General features: G+C 72.3%; 16 protein-coding genes and 2 pseudogenes. 8 read left to right on the top strand and 10 right to left on the bottom strand.

From position 1 onward, the window contains the following. The first annotated feature begins 240 nt into the window (after positions 1-240). The 3 genes from RH94_RS18025 to lnt all read left to right on the top strand — a co-directional run bounded on the left by RH94_RS18025 (position 241) and on the right by lnt (position 5,269). Positions 241-2,286 (top strand): restriction endonuclease, encoded by a 2,046-nt coding sequence (locus RH94_RS18025; protein ID WP_199880991.1) that lies wholly within the window; start codon positions 241-243, stop codon positions 2,284-2,286. A 73-nt stretch (positions 2,287-2,359) separates the two neighbouring features. Continuing rightward, positions 2,360-3,382 (top strand): phosphotransferase family protein, encoded by a 1,023-nt coding sequence (locus tag RH94_RS18020; protein ID WP_073948595.1) that lies wholly within the window; start codon positions 2,360-2,362, stop codon positions 3,380-3,382. A gap of 312 nt (positions 3,383-3,694) precedes the next feature. Further along, positions 3,695-5,269 (top strand): apolipoprotein N-acyltransferase, encoded by a 1,575-nt coding sequence (gene lnt, locus RH94_RS18015; protein ID WP_073948594.1) that lies wholly within the window; start codon positions 3,695-3,697, stop codon positions 5,267-5,269. Here the strand turns inward: lnt and RH94_RS46685 are convergent. Continuing rightward, positions 5,187-5,368 (bottom strand): annotated as a pseudogene (locus RH94_RS46685) (gfo/Idh/MocA family oxidoreductase); the annotation flags it as partial. The gene lnt and the pseudogene RH94_RS46685 overlap by 83 nt on opposite strands. 145 nt (positions 5,369-5,513) lie before the next feature. Between RH94_RS46685 and RH94_RS18005 the strand changes: the two are divergent. Continuing rightward, entirely contained in the window at positions 5,514-6,026 is a 513-nt protein-coding gene (locus RH94_RS18005) for a DinB family protein (RefSeq protein ID WP_073948607.1), read from the top strand. A gap of 642 nt (positions 6,027-6,668) precedes the next feature. Here the strand turns inward: RH94_RS18005 and RH94_RS17995 are convergent. The 7 genes from RH94_RS17995 to RH94_RS17965 all read right to left on the bottom strand — a co-directional run bounded on the left by RH94_RS17995 (position 6,669) and on the right by RH94_RS17965 (position 12,725). Next, positions 6,669-7,187 (bottom strand): hypothetical protein, encoded by a 519-nt coding sequence (locus RH94_RS17995; protein ID WP_073948593.1) that lies wholly within the window; start codon positions 7,185-7,187, stop codon positions 6,669-6,671. Between the two features lie 114 nt (positions 7,188-7,301). Then, positions 7,302-7,953 (bottom strand): uracil-DNA glycosylase (ung, locus tag RH94_RS17990; protein ID WP_234425857.1); only part of this gene is annotated, 652 nt, incomplete at its 3' end. Positions 7,954-8,045: 92 nt separating this feature from the next. Beyond that, complete coding sequence (locus tag RH94_RS17985) at positions 8,046-9,623, bottom strand: ABC transporter substrate-binding protein (RefSeq protein ID WP_073948591.1); 1,578 nt, start codon at positions 9,621-9,623, stop codon at positions 8,046-8,048. Between the two features lie 220 nt (positions 9,624-9,843). Next, positions 9,844-10,596, bottom strand: coding sequence for an SDR family oxidoreductase (locus RH94_RS17980; RefSeq protein ID WP_073948590.1), 753 nt, complete (start codon positions 10,594-10,596; stop codon positions 9,844-9,846). Positions 10,597-10,627: 31 nt separating this feature from the next. After that, positions 10,628-11,389 (bottom strand): 3-oxoacyl-ACP reductase FabG, encoded by a 762-nt coding sequence (gene fabG / locus RH94_RS17975; RefSeq protein WP_073948589.1) that lies wholly within the window; start codon positions 11,387-11,389, stop codon positions 10,628-10,630. 125 nt (positions 11,390-11,514) lie between these two features. After that, entirely contained in the window at positions 11,515-11,916 is a 402-nt protein-coding gene (locus RH94_RS17970) for a DUF3037 domain-containing protein (protein ID WP_107428754.1), read from the bottom strand. A 44-nt stretch (positions 11,917-11,960) separates the two neighbouring features. After that, a complete protein-coding gene (locus tag RH94_RS17965; RefSeq protein WP_073948587.1) occupies positions 11,961-12,725 on the bottom strand; it encodes a HipA family kinase in 765 nt (254 codons plus the stop codon). A 145-nt stretch (positions 12,726-12,870) separates the two neighbouring features. On the opposite strand from RH94_RS17965, the gene RH94_RS17960 reads away from it, so the two are divergent. Both RH94_RS17960 and RH94_RS17955 read left to right on the top strand, forming a co-directional pair. After that, on the top strand, positions 12,871-13,356 hold the full coding sequence (locus tag RH94_RS17960) for a Rieske (2Fe-2S) protein (protein WP_073948586.1): 486 nt from the start codon (positions 12,871-12,873) through the stop codon (positions 13,354-13,356). A 77-nt stretch (positions 13,357-13,433) separates the two neighbouring features. Next, the gene (locus RH94_RS17955) at positions 13,434-13,901 is read left to right on the top strand and encodes a pyridoxamine 5'-phosphate oxidase family protein (protein WP_073948585.1); all 468 of its coding nucleotides are present in this window, start codon (positions 13,434-13,436) and stop codon (positions 13,899-13,901) included. A gap of 213 nt (positions 13,902-14,114) precedes the next feature. Here the strand turns inward: RH94_RS17955 and RH94_RS17950 are convergent, their stop codons facing one another. Then, on the bottom strand, positions 14,115-15,017 hold the full coding sequence (locus RH94_RS17950; protein WP_073948584.1) for a LysR family transcriptional regulator: 903 nt from the start codon (positions 15,015-15,017) through the stop codon (positions 14,115-14,117). A 74-nt stretch (positions 15,018-15,091) separates the two neighbouring features. Here RH94_RS17950 and RH94_RS17945 point away from each other — a divergent pair, with 74 nt between their 5' ends. Next, positions 15,092-16,033, top strand: a complete 942-nt coding sequence (locus RH94_RS17945; protein WP_107428751.1) for a DMT family transporter — start codon at positions 15,092-15,094, stop codon at positions 16,031-16,033. A 14-nt stretch (positions 16,034-16,047) separates the two neighbouring features. Here RH94_RS17945 and RH94_RS17940 read toward each other — a convergent pair whose 3' ends face one another. After that, a complete protein-coding gene (locus RH94_RS17940) occupies positions 16,048-17,382 on the bottom strand; it encodes an aminotransferase class I/II-fold pyridoxal phosphate-dependent enzyme (protein WP_073948582.1) in 1,335 nt (444 codons plus the stop codon). 35 nt (positions 17,383-17,417) lie between these two features. Here RH94_RS17940 and RH94_RS43755 point away from each other — a divergent pair. Then, positions 17,418-17,644 (top strand): annotated as a pseudogene (locus tag RH94_RS43755) (pyridoxamine 5'-phosphate oxidase family protein); the annotation flags it as partial.

The following is a 17,644-nucleotide window of genomic DNA, read 5'->3' as shown; positions in this document are numbered from 1 at the left end:
TCACCCTAGGCCCGCAGACGCCCCGGCACCTCGTCTCGTGCTCCGGGGCCCGGCTCCCACGCGCGCGGGCCCTCCGGCCCGGCGCGGCCGCGGCTACTCGCCGGTCACTCCGACCTGCTGGGACGACCGAGCGGGTTGCTCCCGCCGGGCGTGTGTGCGGGAGGGCCATCGCTGGATAGAGTCGCCCGTGACAACTGGTTGTGGGGACAACCAGAGCGCCTCGGGGAGGGCCTGCAGCACATGAGTCGTCGCTCCAATGGCTTGGTCGGTGTCTGGGCTGAGATGCAGAGGCAGCAGCAGCGCCAGATGGAGGCCGAAGCCGGACGGCGGAGACAAGAAGCGCAGCAAGCACGTGCCCACCAACGGCGAGCCGCCCAGAGTTATCGCGAGTACAGGCAGGCAGAGGCACTGCGCCGTACCGAGGAACTGGACGCACAGGTCACGTCGCTGCAAGGTCTTCTCGCCTCGGGGTGCCGGGCCCCGGCCTTCAGGGCCTCCTCCCTCATGCGCCCCGAAGAGGTCCAGCCGTTCGCCCCTGGACCACTGGCGCAGCCCGTGCCCATGCCGAACTTCGACCACTACCGGACGCAGGGCGGGTGGACCGCCGGTCGCCGGGCACAGGCGCAGGCCGAAGCCCGGGCGCGCTTCGAGCAGGACTGGCACGCGGCCCAGGCGGCGGAGACGCAGCGGCAGCAGCAGTTGGCGTCGTACCAGCGGGAGTACCAGCAGTGGGCCGATGCCCAGCTGGCCGAGGTACGGCGGCACAACGCCGGCGTCGTCGAGCTGACCGAGGGAGTGAGGCGCCGCGATCCCGACGCCGTGGTCGAGTACTTCTCCGCCGCTCTCTACGCCTCGACCGCGTGGCCGGAGGGGTTCCCACGCCAGGTGGCGGCGGCCTACGACTCGGCGGCCGGGCAGCTGGTGCTGGACTGGGAGCTGCCCGCCTACGACGTCGTCCCCGAGGTCAAGTCGGTTCGGTACATGCCCAGCGTGGACCAGGACAAGGAGACTTCCCGGCCGGTGAGTCAGCGTCGGGCCCTGTACCGGGAGGTTCTCGCGCAGTGCGTGCTGCTCGTCCTGCACGAACTCTTCGCCGCGGACGAGCCGGGCGCGCTCGAGTCGGTGGCCTTGAACGGGTTCGTGGACGGGCACGACCCCACGACGGGCCGGCCCGGCCGCATCCATCTGGCGACCGTCATGGCTCCGCGCCCGACGTTCCGCGACCTGCACCTGGCGCAGGTGGACGCCTGCAGCTGCCTGGCCGACGCACTGCGCGGGCAGCTCTCGGCCCGCCCCGACCAGCTCACGCCGGTGCGGCCGGGCCGCCGGCCGCAGGAGGTCGGGAACCGTGTGGTCACGCACGGCAGCGACGACGAGCCCGACCTGTACGAGATGGATCCCATCGCCTTCGAGAATCTCGTTGCCGATCTCTTCCGGGCCATGGGGATGCAGGCGGTCACCACCCAACGCTCGAACGACGGCGGGGTGGACGTCGACGCACTGGATCCGACACCCATCCGGGGCGGCAAGATCGTCGTGCAGGTGAAGCGCTACCGCAACACCGTGCCGCCCACCGCCGTGCGCGATCTGTACGGGACCGTACAGGACGCCGGCGCCAACAAGGGCGTCCTCGTGACGACGTCGGGGTTCGGCCCCGGCTCGCACACCTTCGCCAACGGCAAGCCGCTGGAACTGATCCCGGGAACCGAGCTCGTCGACCTGCTGCACCGCCATGGGCTCCGCGGACGCCTGGGCGCCGGAGCGCGGTCGACGCCGACGGTTCCGGATCCTCGGCTGCCCGACGACTACAACGTCCTGGGCATGTCGTGGACCGGAAGTGTCGCCCTGGACGTGTGTGCTCTCGTCTGCCGTGGCAACCGGGTCCTCAGTGACGATCACTTCGTCTTCTTCAACAACCCGCAGACCCCGGACGGCACCGTGCGCGCTCTTCCCGCCCACGCGCCCGACAAGGCCGCGATCCGCGTCTCCTTCGACGCGTTGCCGACCGAGGCCGACCGGTTCGTTCTCGTGGCCGCCATCGACCCGGAGGTCAACCCGGACGCCGACCTCTCCGGCTTCACGGACGCCTGCATCCGCCTGCTCGACCCGGCGCTGGCCGAGCTGGGACGGCTGGAGGTCTCCGACGGCCGACCGCGCGAAACCGCCCTGGTCCTCGGCTCCTTCCGTCGCAGGTCGAACGGGGACTGGGACTTCGTCCTGGGCGGCAGGGGCTACACGGGCGGCCTGGAGGAGCTCGTTCAGGATTTCGGCATCGAAGTGGAGTAGGACCAGGACTCGGAGTGCTGCTGGAGGCGTATTCCACCGCACGTGCGGGTGCCCTGTTCGATACGTTCTGCCGATGCGGAAGCTCGCGGAGATCGAGGACTTGTCGGGGCTGGTACGTGACGCGCTGGGACCGGGCTGCCGGGTGGTCGCGGTGGACCGGTTGCGCGGTGGCAGCAGGAAGGGGGTGTACCGGGTCCGAGTCGACGGAGCCCCGATGACGAGTGTGATCGTCTACAGCTGGGCCGAGACGGAGAACTTCTGGCCCGGCCGGAACGGAGTCGACAACGGTGACCCGTTCGCACCCGCCTCGGGCCTGGCCCCGTTCCTCGCCGCCCGGCGGAGCCTGGACGGCCTGGGCGCAAGGGTTCCGCGGGTCCTCCTGGCGGACGGCAGCCGGCACCGTTGCCCGGCGGACGTGGCCGTGGTCGAGGACGTCTCCGAGGACACGCTCGAAGCACTCTTCGCGAGCGATCCCGTCCGCGCGACAGCGGCCCTGAACGACCTGGCCAGGGCAACGGACGCCATGCACCGACACCGCGCCCCGGAACACGGCCGGGTGGACCTGCTGGAACAGGGCGGCACCGCAAGCGGAGTCTCCTGCGAGCACCTGGTCCTCGGCCGCGCCCTGCGCGATCTCGAAGAGGCCTCGGACAGAGACCGCAGGATCGCCGCGGCGGACGGCCACCTGCGCGATCGTCTCCACGGCTTGGCCGCACTGGTGACCCCCCGTGCCGAATACGGGCTGATCCACGGAGAACTGGGCCCCGACCACGTCCTGGTCGACGCCGACGACCACGCGGTGCTGATCGACATCGAGGGCCTCATGCACTTCGACATCGAGTGGGAGCACGTCTTCCTCCAGCTCCGCTTCGGCAGGCGATACCCCGCCCTGTCCCGGCCCGGCCTCGACGCACAGCGGCTGGACCTCTACACGCTCGCGATGCGCCTGTCCCTGGTCGCCGGCCCGTTGCGCCTGCTCGACGGCGACTACCCCGACCGGGCCCCCATGCAGAAGATCGCCGAGCACAACCTGAAGGAGGCCCTGGCACTCCTCCCCTGGCGAACAGGAACGCCCCTGCCGCTGAACAAGGGGTGAGAGCGCGGCTCGACGACCCATGTCGTCCGGTCGCGCCTCCGCGAGGACGGTAAACGGTCGTCGCGGGCGGCGGAGCGGCCGGTCCCGGGGCGGTAGGCCTGGTAGGCGGTGGTCGTGGGCTCGGTGTGGCGGGCTCGTGCCCGGAACCTGGGCTCCGGCTCGACGTACCGATCATTCGCCCGGCCGTGGTCGGCGGCGGCGCCCCGTCCGGGCCACCGGACACCCTGCCCCGGCGTCCGGGGCCCGAGGCCCTCTGGGCGAGATCCTTCGTGGCGCGCACACTGGAGTCATCCGGGGGCAGGAGGGCGCCTTGTGGAGACGTTCGGCCGGTGGGTGGCCTCCCCGTGGCGGCGTTCGGTGCTGGCCGCGGTGGCGGGGGCGCTGCCCATGCTCGCCTTTCCCGCCCCGTCGCTGTGGTGGTTCGCCTACGTCGCCCTGGTTCCGTGGATCCTGCTGGTCCGCTCCGCGCCGACCGGGAAGCGGGCGGCGTACGACGGCTGGTTCGGCGGGCTGGGGTTCATGGTGGCCGTGCACCACTGGCTGCTGCCCGACCTGCACGTGTTCATCTTCGTGCTCGCGGCGCTGCTGGGCCTGCTGTGGGCGCCGTGGGGCTGGCTGGTGCGGCGGTTCCTGGCGGGGGTGCCCTCACCGGGGCGGGGCGCGGCCGCCCTCGTCGTGCTGCCGTCGGGCTGGCTGACGATCGAACTCGTCCGGTCCTGGCAGGGACTGGGCGGCCCCTGGGGGATGCTCGGCTCCAGCCAGTGGCAGGTGGCCCCGGCGCTGCGGCTGGCCTCGGTGGGCGGGGTGTGGCTGCTGAGCTTCCTGGTGGTGGCCGTGAACGTGGCGGTCGCCCTGCTGATCGCGGCCCGCACCGCCCGGGTGGCCGCACTGGCCGGGCTGGTGGCCACCACCGTGGTGACCTCGGCGGCCTGGGCATGGGCGCCCCGCCCGGACGTCGACGGCCACGTCCGGATCGCCGTCGTGCAGCCGGGCATCGTCGCCGGCATGGAGAGCGGCCAGCGCCGCTTCGACCTGGAGGAGCGGCTGACCCGCCACCTGGTGGGGCACCACGTCGATCTGGTCGTCTGGGGCGAGAGCAGCGTCGGCCTCGACCTCGCCCACCGGCCGGACCTGGCGCGGCGGATCGCGGTCCTGTCCCGGGCGACCGGGGCCGACGTCCTGGTCAACGTGGACGCCCGGCGCTCCGACCTGCCCGGCATCTACAAGAGTTCGGTCCTGGTCGGTCCGGACGGCCCGACCGGCGACCGCTACGACAAGATGCGGCTCGTCCCGTTCGGCGAGTACATACCGGTCCGCTCCGTGCTCGGCTGGGCGACCTCCGTGGGCAAGGCGGCGGGCGTGGACCGCAGGCGGGGCACCGAGCAGGTGGTGATGAACGTCGGCCACGGCCTGCGCATCGGCCCGTTGATCTGCTTCGAGACGGCGTTCCCGGACATGAGCCGGCACCTCGCGCAGGACGGCGCCGGGATGCTGGTCGCCCAGTCGTCGACCTCCACCTTCCAGCAGAGCTGGGCCCCCGAGCAGCACGCGTCGCTGGCCGCGCTGCGCGCCGCGGAGACCGGCCGGCCCATGGTGCACGCCACGCTGACCGGGGTGTCCGCCGTGTACGGCCCGAGCGGGCGGCGCATCGGCGACTGGCTCGGCACGGACGCGAGCACCACGCGCGTGTACGACGTGCCGACCGCGCACGGCGCCACCCTGTACGTCCGCTTCGGCGACTGGCCGGCGCACGGCGCGCTGCTGGTACTGGCCGCGCTGGGCGTGACGGAGGGCCTGCGCGCCCTCAGGCCGCGCCGGAGCACTCCAGCACCGTCCGCACCACCCGCTCGCACGGTTCGTGAGTCTCCGGCGCGTCACGCGCGCTGAGCAGCTTCCCGGCGCGTACGGCGTCGGGGAAGCACAGCACGCGGCCCGCTCGATGCCGCGCCGCCGCACGGTCGGCCGGCCCTTGCGGTCGACGGTCTCGGGGTGGGCGGCGGTGGAGGCGCGCACGAAGGCGGCGTCGCGTCCCTGGACGAGGCGCGGGCCGGCCTGCGGAAGCTGCTGGAGGGGTGTTCGGCGCCGGAAAACCCGTGGTGCGACGGACGGGGCGTGGGCCATGCTCGGGGACATGACGACCGAACGACGAGAGCCCGCCCAGAACGCCGGTGAACGCGCCATGCTGGAAGGCTGGTTGGACTACCACCGGCAGACGCTGGCGTGGAAGTGCGAGGGCCTGACCGACGAACAGTTGCGGACCGCGTCCGCCGAGCCGTCCGAGCTGTCCCTGATGGGGCTGGTGCGGCATATGGCCGAGGTGGAGCGCGGCTGGTTCCGCAAGGTGCTCGTGGGAGACGACCCCGGGCCGGTCTACTACAACGAGCAGGACCCGGACGGCGACTTCCACGTCACCGAGGACGACACCTGGGCGGAGGCGTACGCCACCTGGCAGGCCGAGATCGAGACCGCCCGCCGCAACGCCGCCGGCTTCGGCCTGGACGACCTGTCGAAGGGCAGGAGCAGGTCCACCGACGAGCCGTTCAACCTGCGGTGGATCTACACCCACATGATCGAGGAGTACGCCCGGCACAACGGCCACGCCGACCTGATCCGCGAGCGCGTCGACGGAGCGACCGGGGACTGAGACCGGCCCCCGGCGTCAGCCGCGGGCACCGTCGGCACCCCTTATGGGGCCCAAAACCACCCGCCCGTGGCCTCCTTTGTCCGTTTTCGGTCCATCGGCGGCCCGGACCCAGCAGAGTGGCGCGGGTGCATCGTACGTCGACCACCGCAACGCTCCTGGTGGCCGTGGCCGTCGCGGCTCTTTCCGGCTGTGTCACGGTCCAGCGGCCGTCCGCCCCCGTCGCGTCGGCGGCCTCCGCCCTTCCCCCGGTCCCGCGTCCGGACGGCACCGCCGGCCGACAGGCCGCCCAGGCCCCGGCCCGTGAGGCCCTGGAGTTCGTCGGTCCCTCTGCTTCACCGAAGCCGACCGGGCCTTCCCCGAGGCCGACCGAGCCGACGCGGGCGGCGGACCCACCGTCCCCGGCCGGGAAACGGCAGAATCCGCCGGCGCCCCGCTCCCCCGGCCGCCACGTCCCCTCGCACCCGGCCGTGCCTCACGTGCACCCACCGCTGCCACCGCGCACTCGGGGTCCGGCGCCGCGGACCGCGGACCTGTGCGCCCTCGGCAGGCAGTACGGCGGGTGGAATCCGGACAGCCCGGAGGCGAGGATCTGCAGCCAGACGTACGGCCGTTGAGGCGGGCGTACGGTCCCGGAGGCCCGGCCTACGACCGCTGCCGGGGCGGACCCCCCGTCCCCCCGGCCGGACCGCCCTCCCCCAGCCGCAGCGCCAGCCGGTGGATCGCCGCGCGGACGCCGTCGCCGTAGCTGTCGTCGGCGAGGACGTCCGCCGCGCCACGGGCGCGCCGCAGGTGGGTGCGGGCCGCCTCGCGGTGGCCGAGTTTCAGGTAGTCGGCGGCGAGGTTCAGGTGGAGGGACGGGTACAGGGCGCGGGCCGCCGGAGCGCCCCCGTGCCCGGCGAGCCGGTCGTCGTGGAGTTCCTCGGCCGCCGACAGGGCCCTGAGGTCCCAGGCCAGCTCGTCCGCGGGGTCGTCCTGGGTGTCGGCCATGTAGTGGGCCAGCGTGCAGCGGTGCAGCGGATCGCCGTCCTCGCCGAGTTCCGCCCACAGGGCGAGGAAGCGGTCCCGGGCCTCCTCCCGGTCCCCGGCGTGATGCAGCATGACGCCCTGCCCGATCCGCGTCATCACGGCGTCCGACGCCGTCTGCTCCTGTCGCTCCACCACCGCGCGTCCTCCAGCCTGTCACCGACCGACGCATCCGACGCTAACGGCAGCCACCGGCGATCACCGCGCCCCCGCGCCCGCGTCACCCCAGGTTCGGGATCCGCCAGTCGATCNGCTCGTGTCCCTGCCGGGCCACCGCCTCGTTGATCTGCGTGAACGGGCGGGAGCCGAAGAACTTCTTCGCCGACAGCGGCGACGGGTGCGCACCCTTGACCACCACGTGCCGGGTCTCGTCGATCAGCGGGAGCTTCTTCTGCGCGTAGTTGCCCCACAGGACGAAGACCGCCGGGTCGGGCCGGTCGGCCACCGCGCGGATCACCGCGTCGGTGAACCGTTCCCAGCCCCGGCCCTTGTGGGAGTTGGCCTCGCCGCCGCGGACCGTCAGCACCGCGTTCAGCAGGAGCACGCCCTGCCGGGCCCACGGCATGAGGTAGCCGTTGTCCGGGACCGGCGTGCCCAGCTCCTCGTGCATCTCCTTGTAGATGTTGCGCAGGGACGGCGGGATCCTCACGCCGGGGCGGACCGAGAAGCACAGTCCGTGCCCCTGCCCCTCGCCGTGGTACGGGTCCTGGCCGAGGACCAGGACCTTCACCTGGTCGTACGGCGTGGCGTCCAGCGCGGCGAAGACCTCCTCGCGCGGCGGGTACACGGGACCCTTCGCCCGCTCCTCCTCGACGAACTCGGTCAGCTCCTTGAAGTAGGGCTGCTGCAGTTCGTCGCCCAGAACCCCGCGCCAGGACTCGGGCAGCATGGCGATGTCGGTCACGTCAACGTCCTCACGATGTGCGGTCACTTCCTGGTCCCAGAACCTACAGGCGACCACTGACAACGAGCCCGTGCCCCGGAGAACGCTCCCGTCTACCAGCTGGTCTTGCGGGACAGCTCCCACATCATCATGATCGTCGAGGGGTCGAGGGCCCGCTCGCCGCCCGAGATGTCGTTGTTGGCGGCCACGTACTGCTTGCCCTGCCACAGCGGCAGCAGCCGCGCGTCGTTCACCAGGATCCGCTGCGCCTCCTCGAACTGCTTGATCACGTTCGCGCGGTCGCTCTCGCGGCGGGACTCGGGCAGCAGCACCTTGGTGATCCTCGGCTCCGCGTAGGGCGTGCCGAGCGCGTTCTTCTGGCCGACGAAGGGCGCGATGAAGTTGTCGGCGTCGGGGAAGTCCGGGAACCAGCCGCGCCCGAACACCGGGTACTCGCCCTTCTGGTAGCCGACGACGTACGTCTTCCAGGGCCGGCTCTTCAGGGTGATCGTGAACAGGCCCGAGTCCTCCAGCTGCCGCTTGAGCTCCTGGAACTCCTTGGCGGTCTCCGAGCCGTAGCGGTCGGTGGTGTACCAGAAGGTGAGCGGAACCTTCTGGGTGATGCCCTCGTCGGTGAGGAACTTGCGTGCCTTGGCGACGTTGGGGTCCCCGAAGTTGTCGAAGAAGCCGGTCGTGTGGCCGGTGAGGCCCTTGGGGACCATGGAGTACAGCGGGTCGACGGTGTCCTCGTAGACGTGGTGCGCGATGGCCGCGCGGTCGACGATCTGGGCCACGGCCCTGCGTACGGCCGGCTTGGCGGCCCACGGGTCCTTGGGGTTGAACACGAGGTAGCTGATGTCGGTGCCGACGCCCTCGACGAGCTGGAGGCCCTTGGAGTCCCTGCGCTGCAGGGAGATGATGTCGTCGGCGGCCATGCCGCGGTAGGTGACGTCGATCTGCCCGTCCCGCAGCGCCTTGACCATGGTGGCGGAGTCCTGGAAGTAGCGGATGGTCACCGCGTCGTTTCTTCGCTCGGCGAACCCCTGGTAGCGGTCGTTCTTGACCAGCTCCGCCTTCCTTCCGTCCTCGTACGACCGCAGGGTGTACGGCCCGGACCCGAAGACCTTGTTGTCCTTGCGCAGGGAGCTCGCCGGGTAGTCGTTCGGGTCGACGATCGACATGGCCGGCGTGGCGAGCACGAACGGGAAGGTGGCGTCGGGCTTGTTGAGCTGGAAGACGACCTCCCGGTCGCCGACGGCCCGCACGCTGTCCAGGCTGCCGAGCAGTCCGGCCGGGCCGCCGTCCACGCTGATGGTCCGGATGCGGTCGATGGAGTGCTTGACGGCGCGCGCGTCCAGCGCGTCCCCGTCGGCGAACTTCATCCCCGGGCGCAACTGGCAGCGGTAGGTGCGGTAGTCGGTGTCGGTGAACTTGCAGCTCTCCGCGGCGTCGGGCTGGGGGGTGGTCGCGCCGTTCGGGTAGGCCAGAAGCGTCTGGAAGATGTTGCGGTACAGCTCCCAGGAGCCGTCCCAGGAAGCAGCGGGGTCCAGAGTGCTGGGGGCGCTGGTGGTCCCCACGACGATCGGTCCCTCGTCGGCGGAGCCGCCGGGGGACAGGACGCTGCACCCGGTCACCAGGGACAGGGCCGCCGTCACCATTGCCGGTCGCAGGCATCGGTTCCGGTTGAACACGCGCACGCTCCTCGATCTGCCGTACCAAGGGTCGGCAGACCATACCGCAGCGCCCCGGCCGTTGAACCTGGTTCGGACGGGGTTCTTGATCAGCTCGAAACATGACGACGTTGTCATCCGGCCGCGCGCGTGTTTTCGGTCGGCAAGGGCGCCGATTCCGCCAAGTCGGCGTCGACGAAGAGGCATGTCGACGAACCGACGGAACCGGCGCCCCGGGCGGTCAGCCCACTCCGGCGTTGAGGAAGATGCCGCCGTCGACGACGAGCGTCTGCCCGGTGATCCAGTCGGACTGCGCGGAGGTGAGGAACGCGGCCGCGCCACCGATGTCGGAGGGAACGCCGAGCCGGCCGAGCGGGTAGGAGGCGGCCGCCTCCGCCTCCCGGCCCTCGTACAGCGCCTGGGCGAACTTGGTCTTCACCACGGCCGGCGCGATCGCGTTGACCCGCACCCCCGGCGCGAACTCGTGCGCCAGTTGTTGGGTCAGGTTGATCATCGCGGCCTTGCTGACGCCGTAGGCGCCGATGAACGGCGAGGGCGCGAGGCCCGCGATCGAGGCGATGTTGACGATCGCGCCGCCGTTGTCCTTCTGCCAGGCGCGCCAGGTGCGCTGGGCGAAGCCGAGCGCGGAGATCACGTTGGTCTCGAAGACCTTGCGCGCCACGTTCAGGTCGAGGTCGGCCATCGGCCCGAACACCGGGTTGGTGCCGGCGTTGTTGACCAGGTGGTCCACGCGGCCGAACGCCTCCATGACGCGTTCGACGGCCTCGGCCTGGTGGGCCTCGTCGTGGGCCTTGCCCGCGACGCCGATCACCCGGTCGGAGCCGAGTTTGTCGACGGCCTCCTTCAGGGCGTCCTCGTTGCGGCCGGTGATGCACACCCGGTCGCCGCGGGCGACCAGGGCCTCGGCGACGCCGTAGCCGATGCCGCGGCTGGCGCCGGTGACGAGGGCGACCTTGCCGGAAAGTTCAGTCATGTCCGTGATCCCTGTCGATCCCTGTCGATCCCTAGTCGAGCGGTCCGCCGGCGACGTACAGCACCTGGCCGGTGACGAAGCCGGCCTCGTCACCGGTGAAGAAGGCGATGGCGTTGGCGATGTCCTCCGGCTCGCCGACGCGCTGCACCGGGATCTGGGTGGCGGCCACGGCCTTGAAGTCCTCGAAGCCCATGCCGACGCGTTCGGCGGTGGCCCTGGTCATCTCGGTGGCGATGAAGCCGGGGGCGACGGCGTTGGCGGTGATGCCGAACTTGCCGAGTTCCTTGGCGAGGGTCTTGGTGAAGCCCTGCAGACCGGCCTTGGCGGCCGAGTAGTTGGCCTGGCCTCGGTTGCCGAGCGCGGAGGACGAGGAGAGGTTGACGATCCGTCCGAAGCCGGCGTCCACCATGTGCTTCTGGCAGGCGCGGGTCATCAGGAAGGAGCCGCGCAGATGGACGTTCATGACGGTGTCCCAGTCCGAGACGCTCATCTTGAACAGCAGGTTGTCACGGAGCACGCCCGCGTTGTTGACCAGGATGGTGGGCACGCCGAGCTCGTCGACGACGCGCGCGACCGCCGCCTCGACCTGCGCCTCGTCGGAGACGTCGGCGCCGACCGCGACGGCCCTGCCGCCGGCCGCGGTGATCCTCTCCACGGTGTCCTTGCAGGCGGCCTCGTCGAGGTCGATGACGGCGACCGCGCGGCCCTCGGCGGCCAGTCGTACGGCGGTGGCGGCGCCGATGCCGCGCGCGGCGCCGGTGACGATGGCGACCCTCTGCTCAGTGGTGGACATTGCTGCTTCTCCTCGCCCTTGAGAGAACCCGGTCTGCGGTGAGCGACCGCTTAGTACCTTCGGTGGATGTGACGCTAGGAGTCCTGGCACGCGGTGTCAACGGCACACCGTGTGCGTGTGGTCCATTACCTCACCAACAGGTCCAGCAACCGCTGCGTCTCCGCGGCCGCGTCGGCGGTCAGTCCGGTGTGCACCGGGCCGGGCTGGACGATGGTGGAGCGGGGCGCGACCAGCCAGCGGAAGCGCCGCCCGGCGTCGTCGCCGGCGGCCTGTCCGGCGGCCGCTCCCCCGGCGCACACGCCCTCGACCGCGGCGAGGGCGGCCCGGACGCCGGCGACGTCCACGTGCGGGTCCAGGGCCAGCAGCCGGGCCTCGTCGAGGTGGGTGCGGGCGCCGACGTAGGCCTGGGCGCGGCAGTAGACGAGCACGCCCGCGTTGACGCACTCGCCGCGCTCCACGCGCGGGACGACGCGCAGCAGGGCGTACTCGTAGACGTCGCGGCCGCCCGGCCGGCCGGCCCGGACGATGTGGCGGTCGCCCGCCCGGCCGCCTCCCGCGAGGTGACGGTCGCTCACTTGGCCTCCTCGATGCCGTGGATGCGCTCGTGGATGACGGCGGACCGCGCGAGCAGTGGCCGTGCGTAGGCCCGCCGCAGGTCGTCGGGTGTGTCGAAGCCGGGCTCGCCGGCCAGCCAGACGTCCGGGATCTCGGCGGTCACCTCGGTGAGCAGGTCCTCGGTGACCAGGGGCGCGAGCCGTTCGGCGGCGGCGGTGACGTCGGGGCCGAAGGACGCGAGGGCGTGGTCGGAGGCGTCGTAGGGGCGCTGGGCGGAGGCCTCGGCGGCGGGCCAGTTGTGGTGCCAGATCATGGTGGCGCCGTGATCGACGAGCCACAGCTCGCCGCGCCAGCGCAGCAGGTTGGGGTTGCGCCAGGAGCGGTCGACGTTGTTCACCAGCGCGTCGAACCAGACGATCCGCCCGGCCTCCTGGGCGTCCACCGGGAAGGCGAGCGGGTCGAAGCCGAGGGCGCCGGAGAGGAAGTCCATGCCGAGGTTGGTGCCGCCGCTGGACCTCAGCAGCTCCTGCACCTGCTCGTCGGGTTCGCCGAGGCCCAGCACCGCGTCGAGGTCGACGGTCACCAGTTCGGGCACCCGCAGCCCCAGCCGCCGGGCGAGCTCCCCGCAGACCACCTCGGCGACGAGTGTCTTACGGCCCTGCCCGGCGCCGGTGAACTTGAGGACGTACGTCCCGAGGTCGTCCGCCTCGATCAGCCCCGGCAGCGAGCCGCCCTCACGCAGCGGCGTGATGTACCGGGTCGCGATGACTTCCTTGAGCATCGCCCCAGGTTACCGGGGTCGCGCCGGGCGCCTCACCTCCGCTTGGCCCCCGTCGGTCAAGATCTGGACATGGTCTGAACGCCGGATGCCCGCCGGCCGTACCCCTGGGCGGACCAGGAAGTCTGCGCGGAAGGGAAACGTCAGCATGACCAGCGAAGCGCTTCAGCCCCAGGGGACACCGACCCGCCGTACGGTGGTGGCCGCGGTGGGCGCGGCGGGACTCGCCGCCGCACTGACCGCGTGCGGGTCCGAGGACAAGTCCTCGTCCGGCTCGTCCACCACGCAGAACGGCGGCGACGCGAGCGGGAGTTCGGGCGGCGACGGCGCCGCGGCCGGCTCCGGCGGTACGGTGCTGGCGAAGACCTCCGACATCCCCGAGGGCGGCGGCAAGGTCTTCGGCAGCGAGGGCGTGGTGGTCACGCAGCCGACGAAGGGCGAGTTCAAGGCCTTCTCGTCCAAGTGCACCCACCAGGGATGCGCGGTGAACCGGATAGCCGACGGGGTGATCAGCTGTCCCTGCCACAACAGCGAGTTCTCCGCCACCGACGGCAGCGTCAGGAAAGGCCCGGCGGTCCAGCCGCTGCCCGCGAAGGACATCGCGGTCGCGGACGGCGAGATCAGGCTGGCCTGACGCGCCTCGCCTTTTCCTGACGTGGTGTCAGAGGCATGTCCTCTGGCACCACGTGGGAGAAAAGAAAGAGGGGCCGTATGACCGTCACTCAGCGCCGGGGCCGGAAGATCATGATGACGCCGGGTGAGCTGGACGATTTCCTGACCATGCAGCGCACCTGCCGGGTCGCCACGACATCGACCGGCGGCGCACCGCATGTGAGCGCCCTGTGGTTCGTCTGGGACGGCGTCTCGTTGTGGCTCTACTCCGTGGTGCGCAGCAAGCGCTGGGCCGACCTGCGGCGGGACCCGAGGGTGGCCATAGTCGTCGACACCGGCGAGGAGTACGACCAGTTGCGTGGCGCGGAGCTGTCCGGCACGGCGGAGTTCGTCGGCGAGGCACCGCGCATCGGCGATCTCTGCGCCGAACTCGACGTCCCGGAAACCCTGTTCGCCCGCAAGTACTTCGACCTGGAGGAGATGCCGCACGACGGCCGCCACGCCTGGATCCGCCTGACCCCGGAAAGGACCGTCTCCTGGGACTTCCGCAAACTGGGCTCCGCGTAGCCGCGGCGCCCCGCGCGCCCCGCCCCGGACACACACCGGTCTCCGGTACGGACCCTCGAGTCCGGCGCCCCCGGGGCCCAGCACCGGGGGCGCCGGACCGCGACCGCCGACCGGACCGCTCACCGCCACCCTCGGGGCCGCGACCACCGTGTGGCGGGCGTTGCGGCCACGTCGCGTCCGGGTGGGCCCGGCCGGCGGCTGTGGGCAGGGCACTCAGACCGGCCGGCCTCCTGTCGTGCGGAGAGCGGTGATCGCCGCGCGGATCGAGGGGCGGCGGTCGGCGTCGGAGCGCCATACGGCGTAGACGTGGCGCCGTACGGTCTGCCGCACCGGGACGGTGCGTACGCCCGCGGGCAGTGGGCCCCGCCCGAGCCGGGGGGCCACGCACACACCCAGGCCGGCGGCGACCAGGGCGAGTTGGGTGGCGTGCTCCTCGGCGCGGTGGGCGATGCGCGGTTCGACGCCCTTGGAGCGGAGCGTGTCCAGCAGCCACTCGTCGCAGAACTCGGCCTCGCCCCAGGTGACCCAGTCGTCGTCCGCGAAGTCCTCGAGGTCGACCTCGGCGCGGTCGGCGAGAGGGTGCGCGGCGGGCAGTGCCACGTCGGCGGGGTCGTCGAGGATCGGGGCCCGGGTGAGCCCTTCCGGCACGGGCAGCGGCTTGTTGTACCAGTCGAGAACGACCGACAGGTCGGCGTCGCCGCGCACCACGGCCCGCACCGCGGCGGCCGGTTCCATCTCCACGGTGCGCACCCTGAGCCCCGGGTGCCGCTCGCGCAGACGGGACAGGGCCGCCGGGAACAGCCCGCGCGCGGCGGTGGGGAACGCGCCCAGCCGCAGCTCGCCGACCACCTGCCCGCGCTGGGCCTCCAGGTCGGACTGGGCGAACTCGACCTGTGACAGGATGCGCGCCGCGTGCTCGGCCAGCAGCCGGCCGGCGTCCGTGAGCCGCACGCCCCGGCCGTTCCTGGCCAGGAGCTGCTGGCCCACCTCCCGCTCCAGCTTGGCCATCTGCTGGGAGACGGCCGACGTCGTCACGTGCAGCCCCTCGGCGGCACCGCTGACCGAACCGTGCCGGGCGAGGGCGTCGAGCGTACGCAGGCGCTCCAGGTTCAACATGTAAGCGATGCTACGAGATATTGCGCGCGAATTCTCGATTGTGCTACGAGGTCGGCGGCAGGCATCGTACGACCATGAGCGTCTCCGCCGTCTCCTCGCAGACCCCGCCCGTCCCTGCCGGACGGGTCCGCCGCGCCCGCCCTGTGCGGTGGCAGGTCCGTTTCGCCTTCCTCTCGCTGGTCTGGGGCTTCAGCTTCCTGTTCATCAAGGTGGGCACGGAGGGCTTCGCACCCTTCCAGGTCACGCTCGGGCGGCTGGTGTTCGGCACGGCGGTGCTCGCGGTGGCGATGGCGGTGAAGCGGGAGCGGCTGCCGCGCGGCGCACGCACCTGGGGGCATCTGGCGGTCGCGGCCTTCTTCCTCAACGCGCTGCCGTTCTCGCTCTTCGCGTACTCGGAGCTGACGATCCCGTCCACCCTCGCGGGCATCTGCAACGCGACCTCGCCGCTGTGGGGCATGGCCCTGTCCCTGGTCGCCCTCTCCGAGGACCGCCCGACCCGGCTGCGGGTCGCGGGGCTCGGGCTCGGCTTCCTCGGGGTGCTCACCGTGCTCGGCGCCTGGCAGGGCTTCCACGGTCTGGACGCCGGCGGCACCGCGATGGCCCTGCTGGCCTCGCTGAGCTACCCGGTCGGCTGGATCTACGTCCGCCGCACCCTGGCGGGCTCCACCGAGTCCCACCTGTCGTTGACCGGCGGCCAGTTGCTCCTGGCCACGCTGCAACTCACCGTCGTCACGCCGCTGTTCACCAGCGCCCCCGACCACCTGCCCGTCGTGCCACTGCTCGCGATCGCCGCGCTGGGCGTCCTGGGCACGGGCGTGGCGATGCTCGTCCAGTACGGTCTGGTCGCCGAGGTCGGCCCGACGACGGCCCAGATGGTCACGTACTTCGTCCCGGTCATCGCCACCGCCGCCGGCGTCGCCGTGCTCGGCGAACACCTCGCCTGGTCGACCCCGGTCGGCGCGGTGGTCGTCCTGGCGGGCGCGGCCCTGACCCAGGCCCGCCCGAAGAACGCGTAGGCCGCGGTGGCCCTCTACACGTAGCTCCGCGCCGGCGCCGGGCGGAGCGACGCCGCCACCGCGTCCGCCAGCCGCTCGGCCTCCTCCCCCTCCCGCAGGGCCGAGACCGTGATCCGGATGCCGGGCGGGGCGTTCAGCCGGAAGCGGGCACCGGGGGCGACGGCCCAGCCGGCGTGCAGCAGGCTCGCGACGACGCCGGTCTCGTCCGGCACGGGCACCCACACGTTCATCCCGCTGCGCCCGTGCGCGGCGACCCCGCGCTCGGCCAGCGCGCCGATCAGCAGTTCGCGCCGCCGCCCGTAGGCCGCCGCCACCGCGCGCGTGTCCGGGACGCCGTCCGCCCACAGCCGTACCACGGCCCGCTGGAGCAGGCGGCTCACCCAGCCGGGTCCGAGGCGCTGCCGGCCACGGACCCGGTCGACCGTGACCTCGTCCCCGGTGAGCACGGCGAGCCGCAGGTCGGGGCCGTACGCCTTGGCGACCGAGCGCACGAAGGCCCAGTGCCGGGTGGCCCCGGCGAGCGGATGCAGGGGCAGGTCGACGATGCCGTGACCGTGGTCGTCCTCGATCAGCAGGGCCTCCGGGTGTTCCCGGAGGACGGCCCGCAGGGCACGCGCGCGCGTGGCGGTCACCGCGGCGCCGGTCGGGTTCTGCGCCCGCGCCGTGGCGATGAGCGCCCGCGCGCCGCCCCGCAGGGCGCGGCGCACGTCGTCGACAAGCGGCCCCTCGTCGTCGACCCCGACCCCGGCCGTGCGCAGCCCGAGTGCGGGGACGAGGTCGAGGGCGCTCCCCCACCCGGGGTCCTCGACGGCGACCGTGTCGCCGGGCCTGAGGTGGGCGGCGAGGACGCGCTCCACGCCGTCGAGCGCTCCGGAGACGACGGCGAGCGGCCCGTCCGGCACCCCGTCGGCGTCCAGCCTCGCGCGGGCCGTGCGGGCCAGCTCCGGCTCCACGGCCACATCCCCGTACAGCACCGGCTCCCGGTCGCCCCGCGCCGCGGCCGCCGCGAACGCCGGTGCCAGCGGCGGCAGCAGCACCGGATCCGGGTTGCCGTCCGACACGTCGCACACGCCCTCGGGCACGTCCACGCGGAGGAGGTCCCGTCCGGTCGTGGCCGGCGCGGGCCGCACCCGGCTGCCCCGGCGCCCTGCGGTCTCGATGACCCCGCGCTCGCGCAGCACTCGGTACGCGGCCGCGACAGTGTTGGGGTTGACCCCGAGTTCGACCGCCAACTCCCGCATGGGCGGCAGCAGTTGTCCGGGCTCCAGCTCGCCGGAGCCCACCGCGCGCTCGACGCTCGCCGCGATGTCCGCTGCGCGCCGCCCTTCGATCCGATATTCTCCTAGCACAAATCAGATTATGCACTAGTGCAATGGAGAGCGCAATGCAGGGAACCCCGCCGCCGACGTCCCCGGCCGACTCCTACACCCCGACCGACCGCACCGTCCCCACCCGCTCCGCACACCGGGCCTCGTACGACAAGGAACTGGTGCACGCGATACTCGACGAGGGCTACGTCTGCCACCTCGGCTACGTCCGCGACGGCGCGCCCGTGGTGCTGCCGACGCTGTACGGCCGGGTCGGCGAGCGGCTCTACGTGCACGGCTCGAC

It is taken from the genome of Streptomyces kebangsaanensis (assembly GCF_001906585.1).
In the GTDB taxonomy this organism is placed as follows: Bacteria; Actinomycetota; Actinomycetes; order Streptomycetales; family Streptomycetaceae; genus Streptomyces; species Streptomyces kebangsaanensis.
The sequence above is the reverse complement of the archived record's forward strand: the minus strand, read 5'-3'. Positions and strand labels throughout refer to the sequence as shown.

Bases quoted from the DNA above. Each gene is read 5' to 3' on its own strand.
- fabG (WP_073948589.1), bottom strand. From the start codon at position 11,389: ATGTCCACCACTGAGCAGAGGGTCGCCATCGTCACCGGCGCCGCGCGC.
- RH94_RS17950 (WP_073948584.1), bottom strand. From the start codon at position 15,017: ATGTTGAACCTGGAGCGCCTGCGTACGCTCGACGCCCTCGCCCGGCAC.
- RH94_RS17980 (WP_073948590.1), bottom strand. From the start codon at position 10,596: ATGACTGAACTTTCCGGCAAGGTCGCCCTCGTCACCGGCGCCAGCCGC.
- RH94_RS17965 (WP_073948587.1), bottom strand. From the start codon at position 12,725: ATGCTCAAGGAAGTCATCGCGACCCGGTACATCACGCCGCTGCGTGAG.
- RH94_RS17955 (WP_073948585.1), top strand. From the start codon at position 13,434: ATGACCGTCACTCAGCGCCGGGGCCGGAAGATCATGATGACGCCGGGT.
- RH94_RS18020 (WP_073948595.1), top strand. From the start codon at position 2,360: ATGCGGAAGCTCGCGGAGATCGAGGACTTGTCGGGGCTGGTACGTGAC.
- RH94_RS18005 (WP_073948607.1), top strand. From the start codon at position 5,514: ATGACGACCGAACGACGAGAGCCCGCCCAGAACGCCGGTGAACGCGCC.
- RH94_RS17945 (WP_107428751.1), top strand. From the start codon at position 15,092: ATGAGCGTCTCCGCCGTCTCCTCGCAGACCCCGCCCGTCCCTGCCGGA.
- RH94_RS17960 (WP_073948586.1), top strand. From the start codon at position 12,871: ATGACCAGCGAAGCGCTTCAGCCCCAGGGGACACCGACCCGCCGTACG.
- RH94_RS18025 (WP_199880991.1), top strand. From the start codon at position 241: ATGAGTCGTCGCTCCAATGGCTTGGTCGGTGTCTGGGCTGAGATGCAG.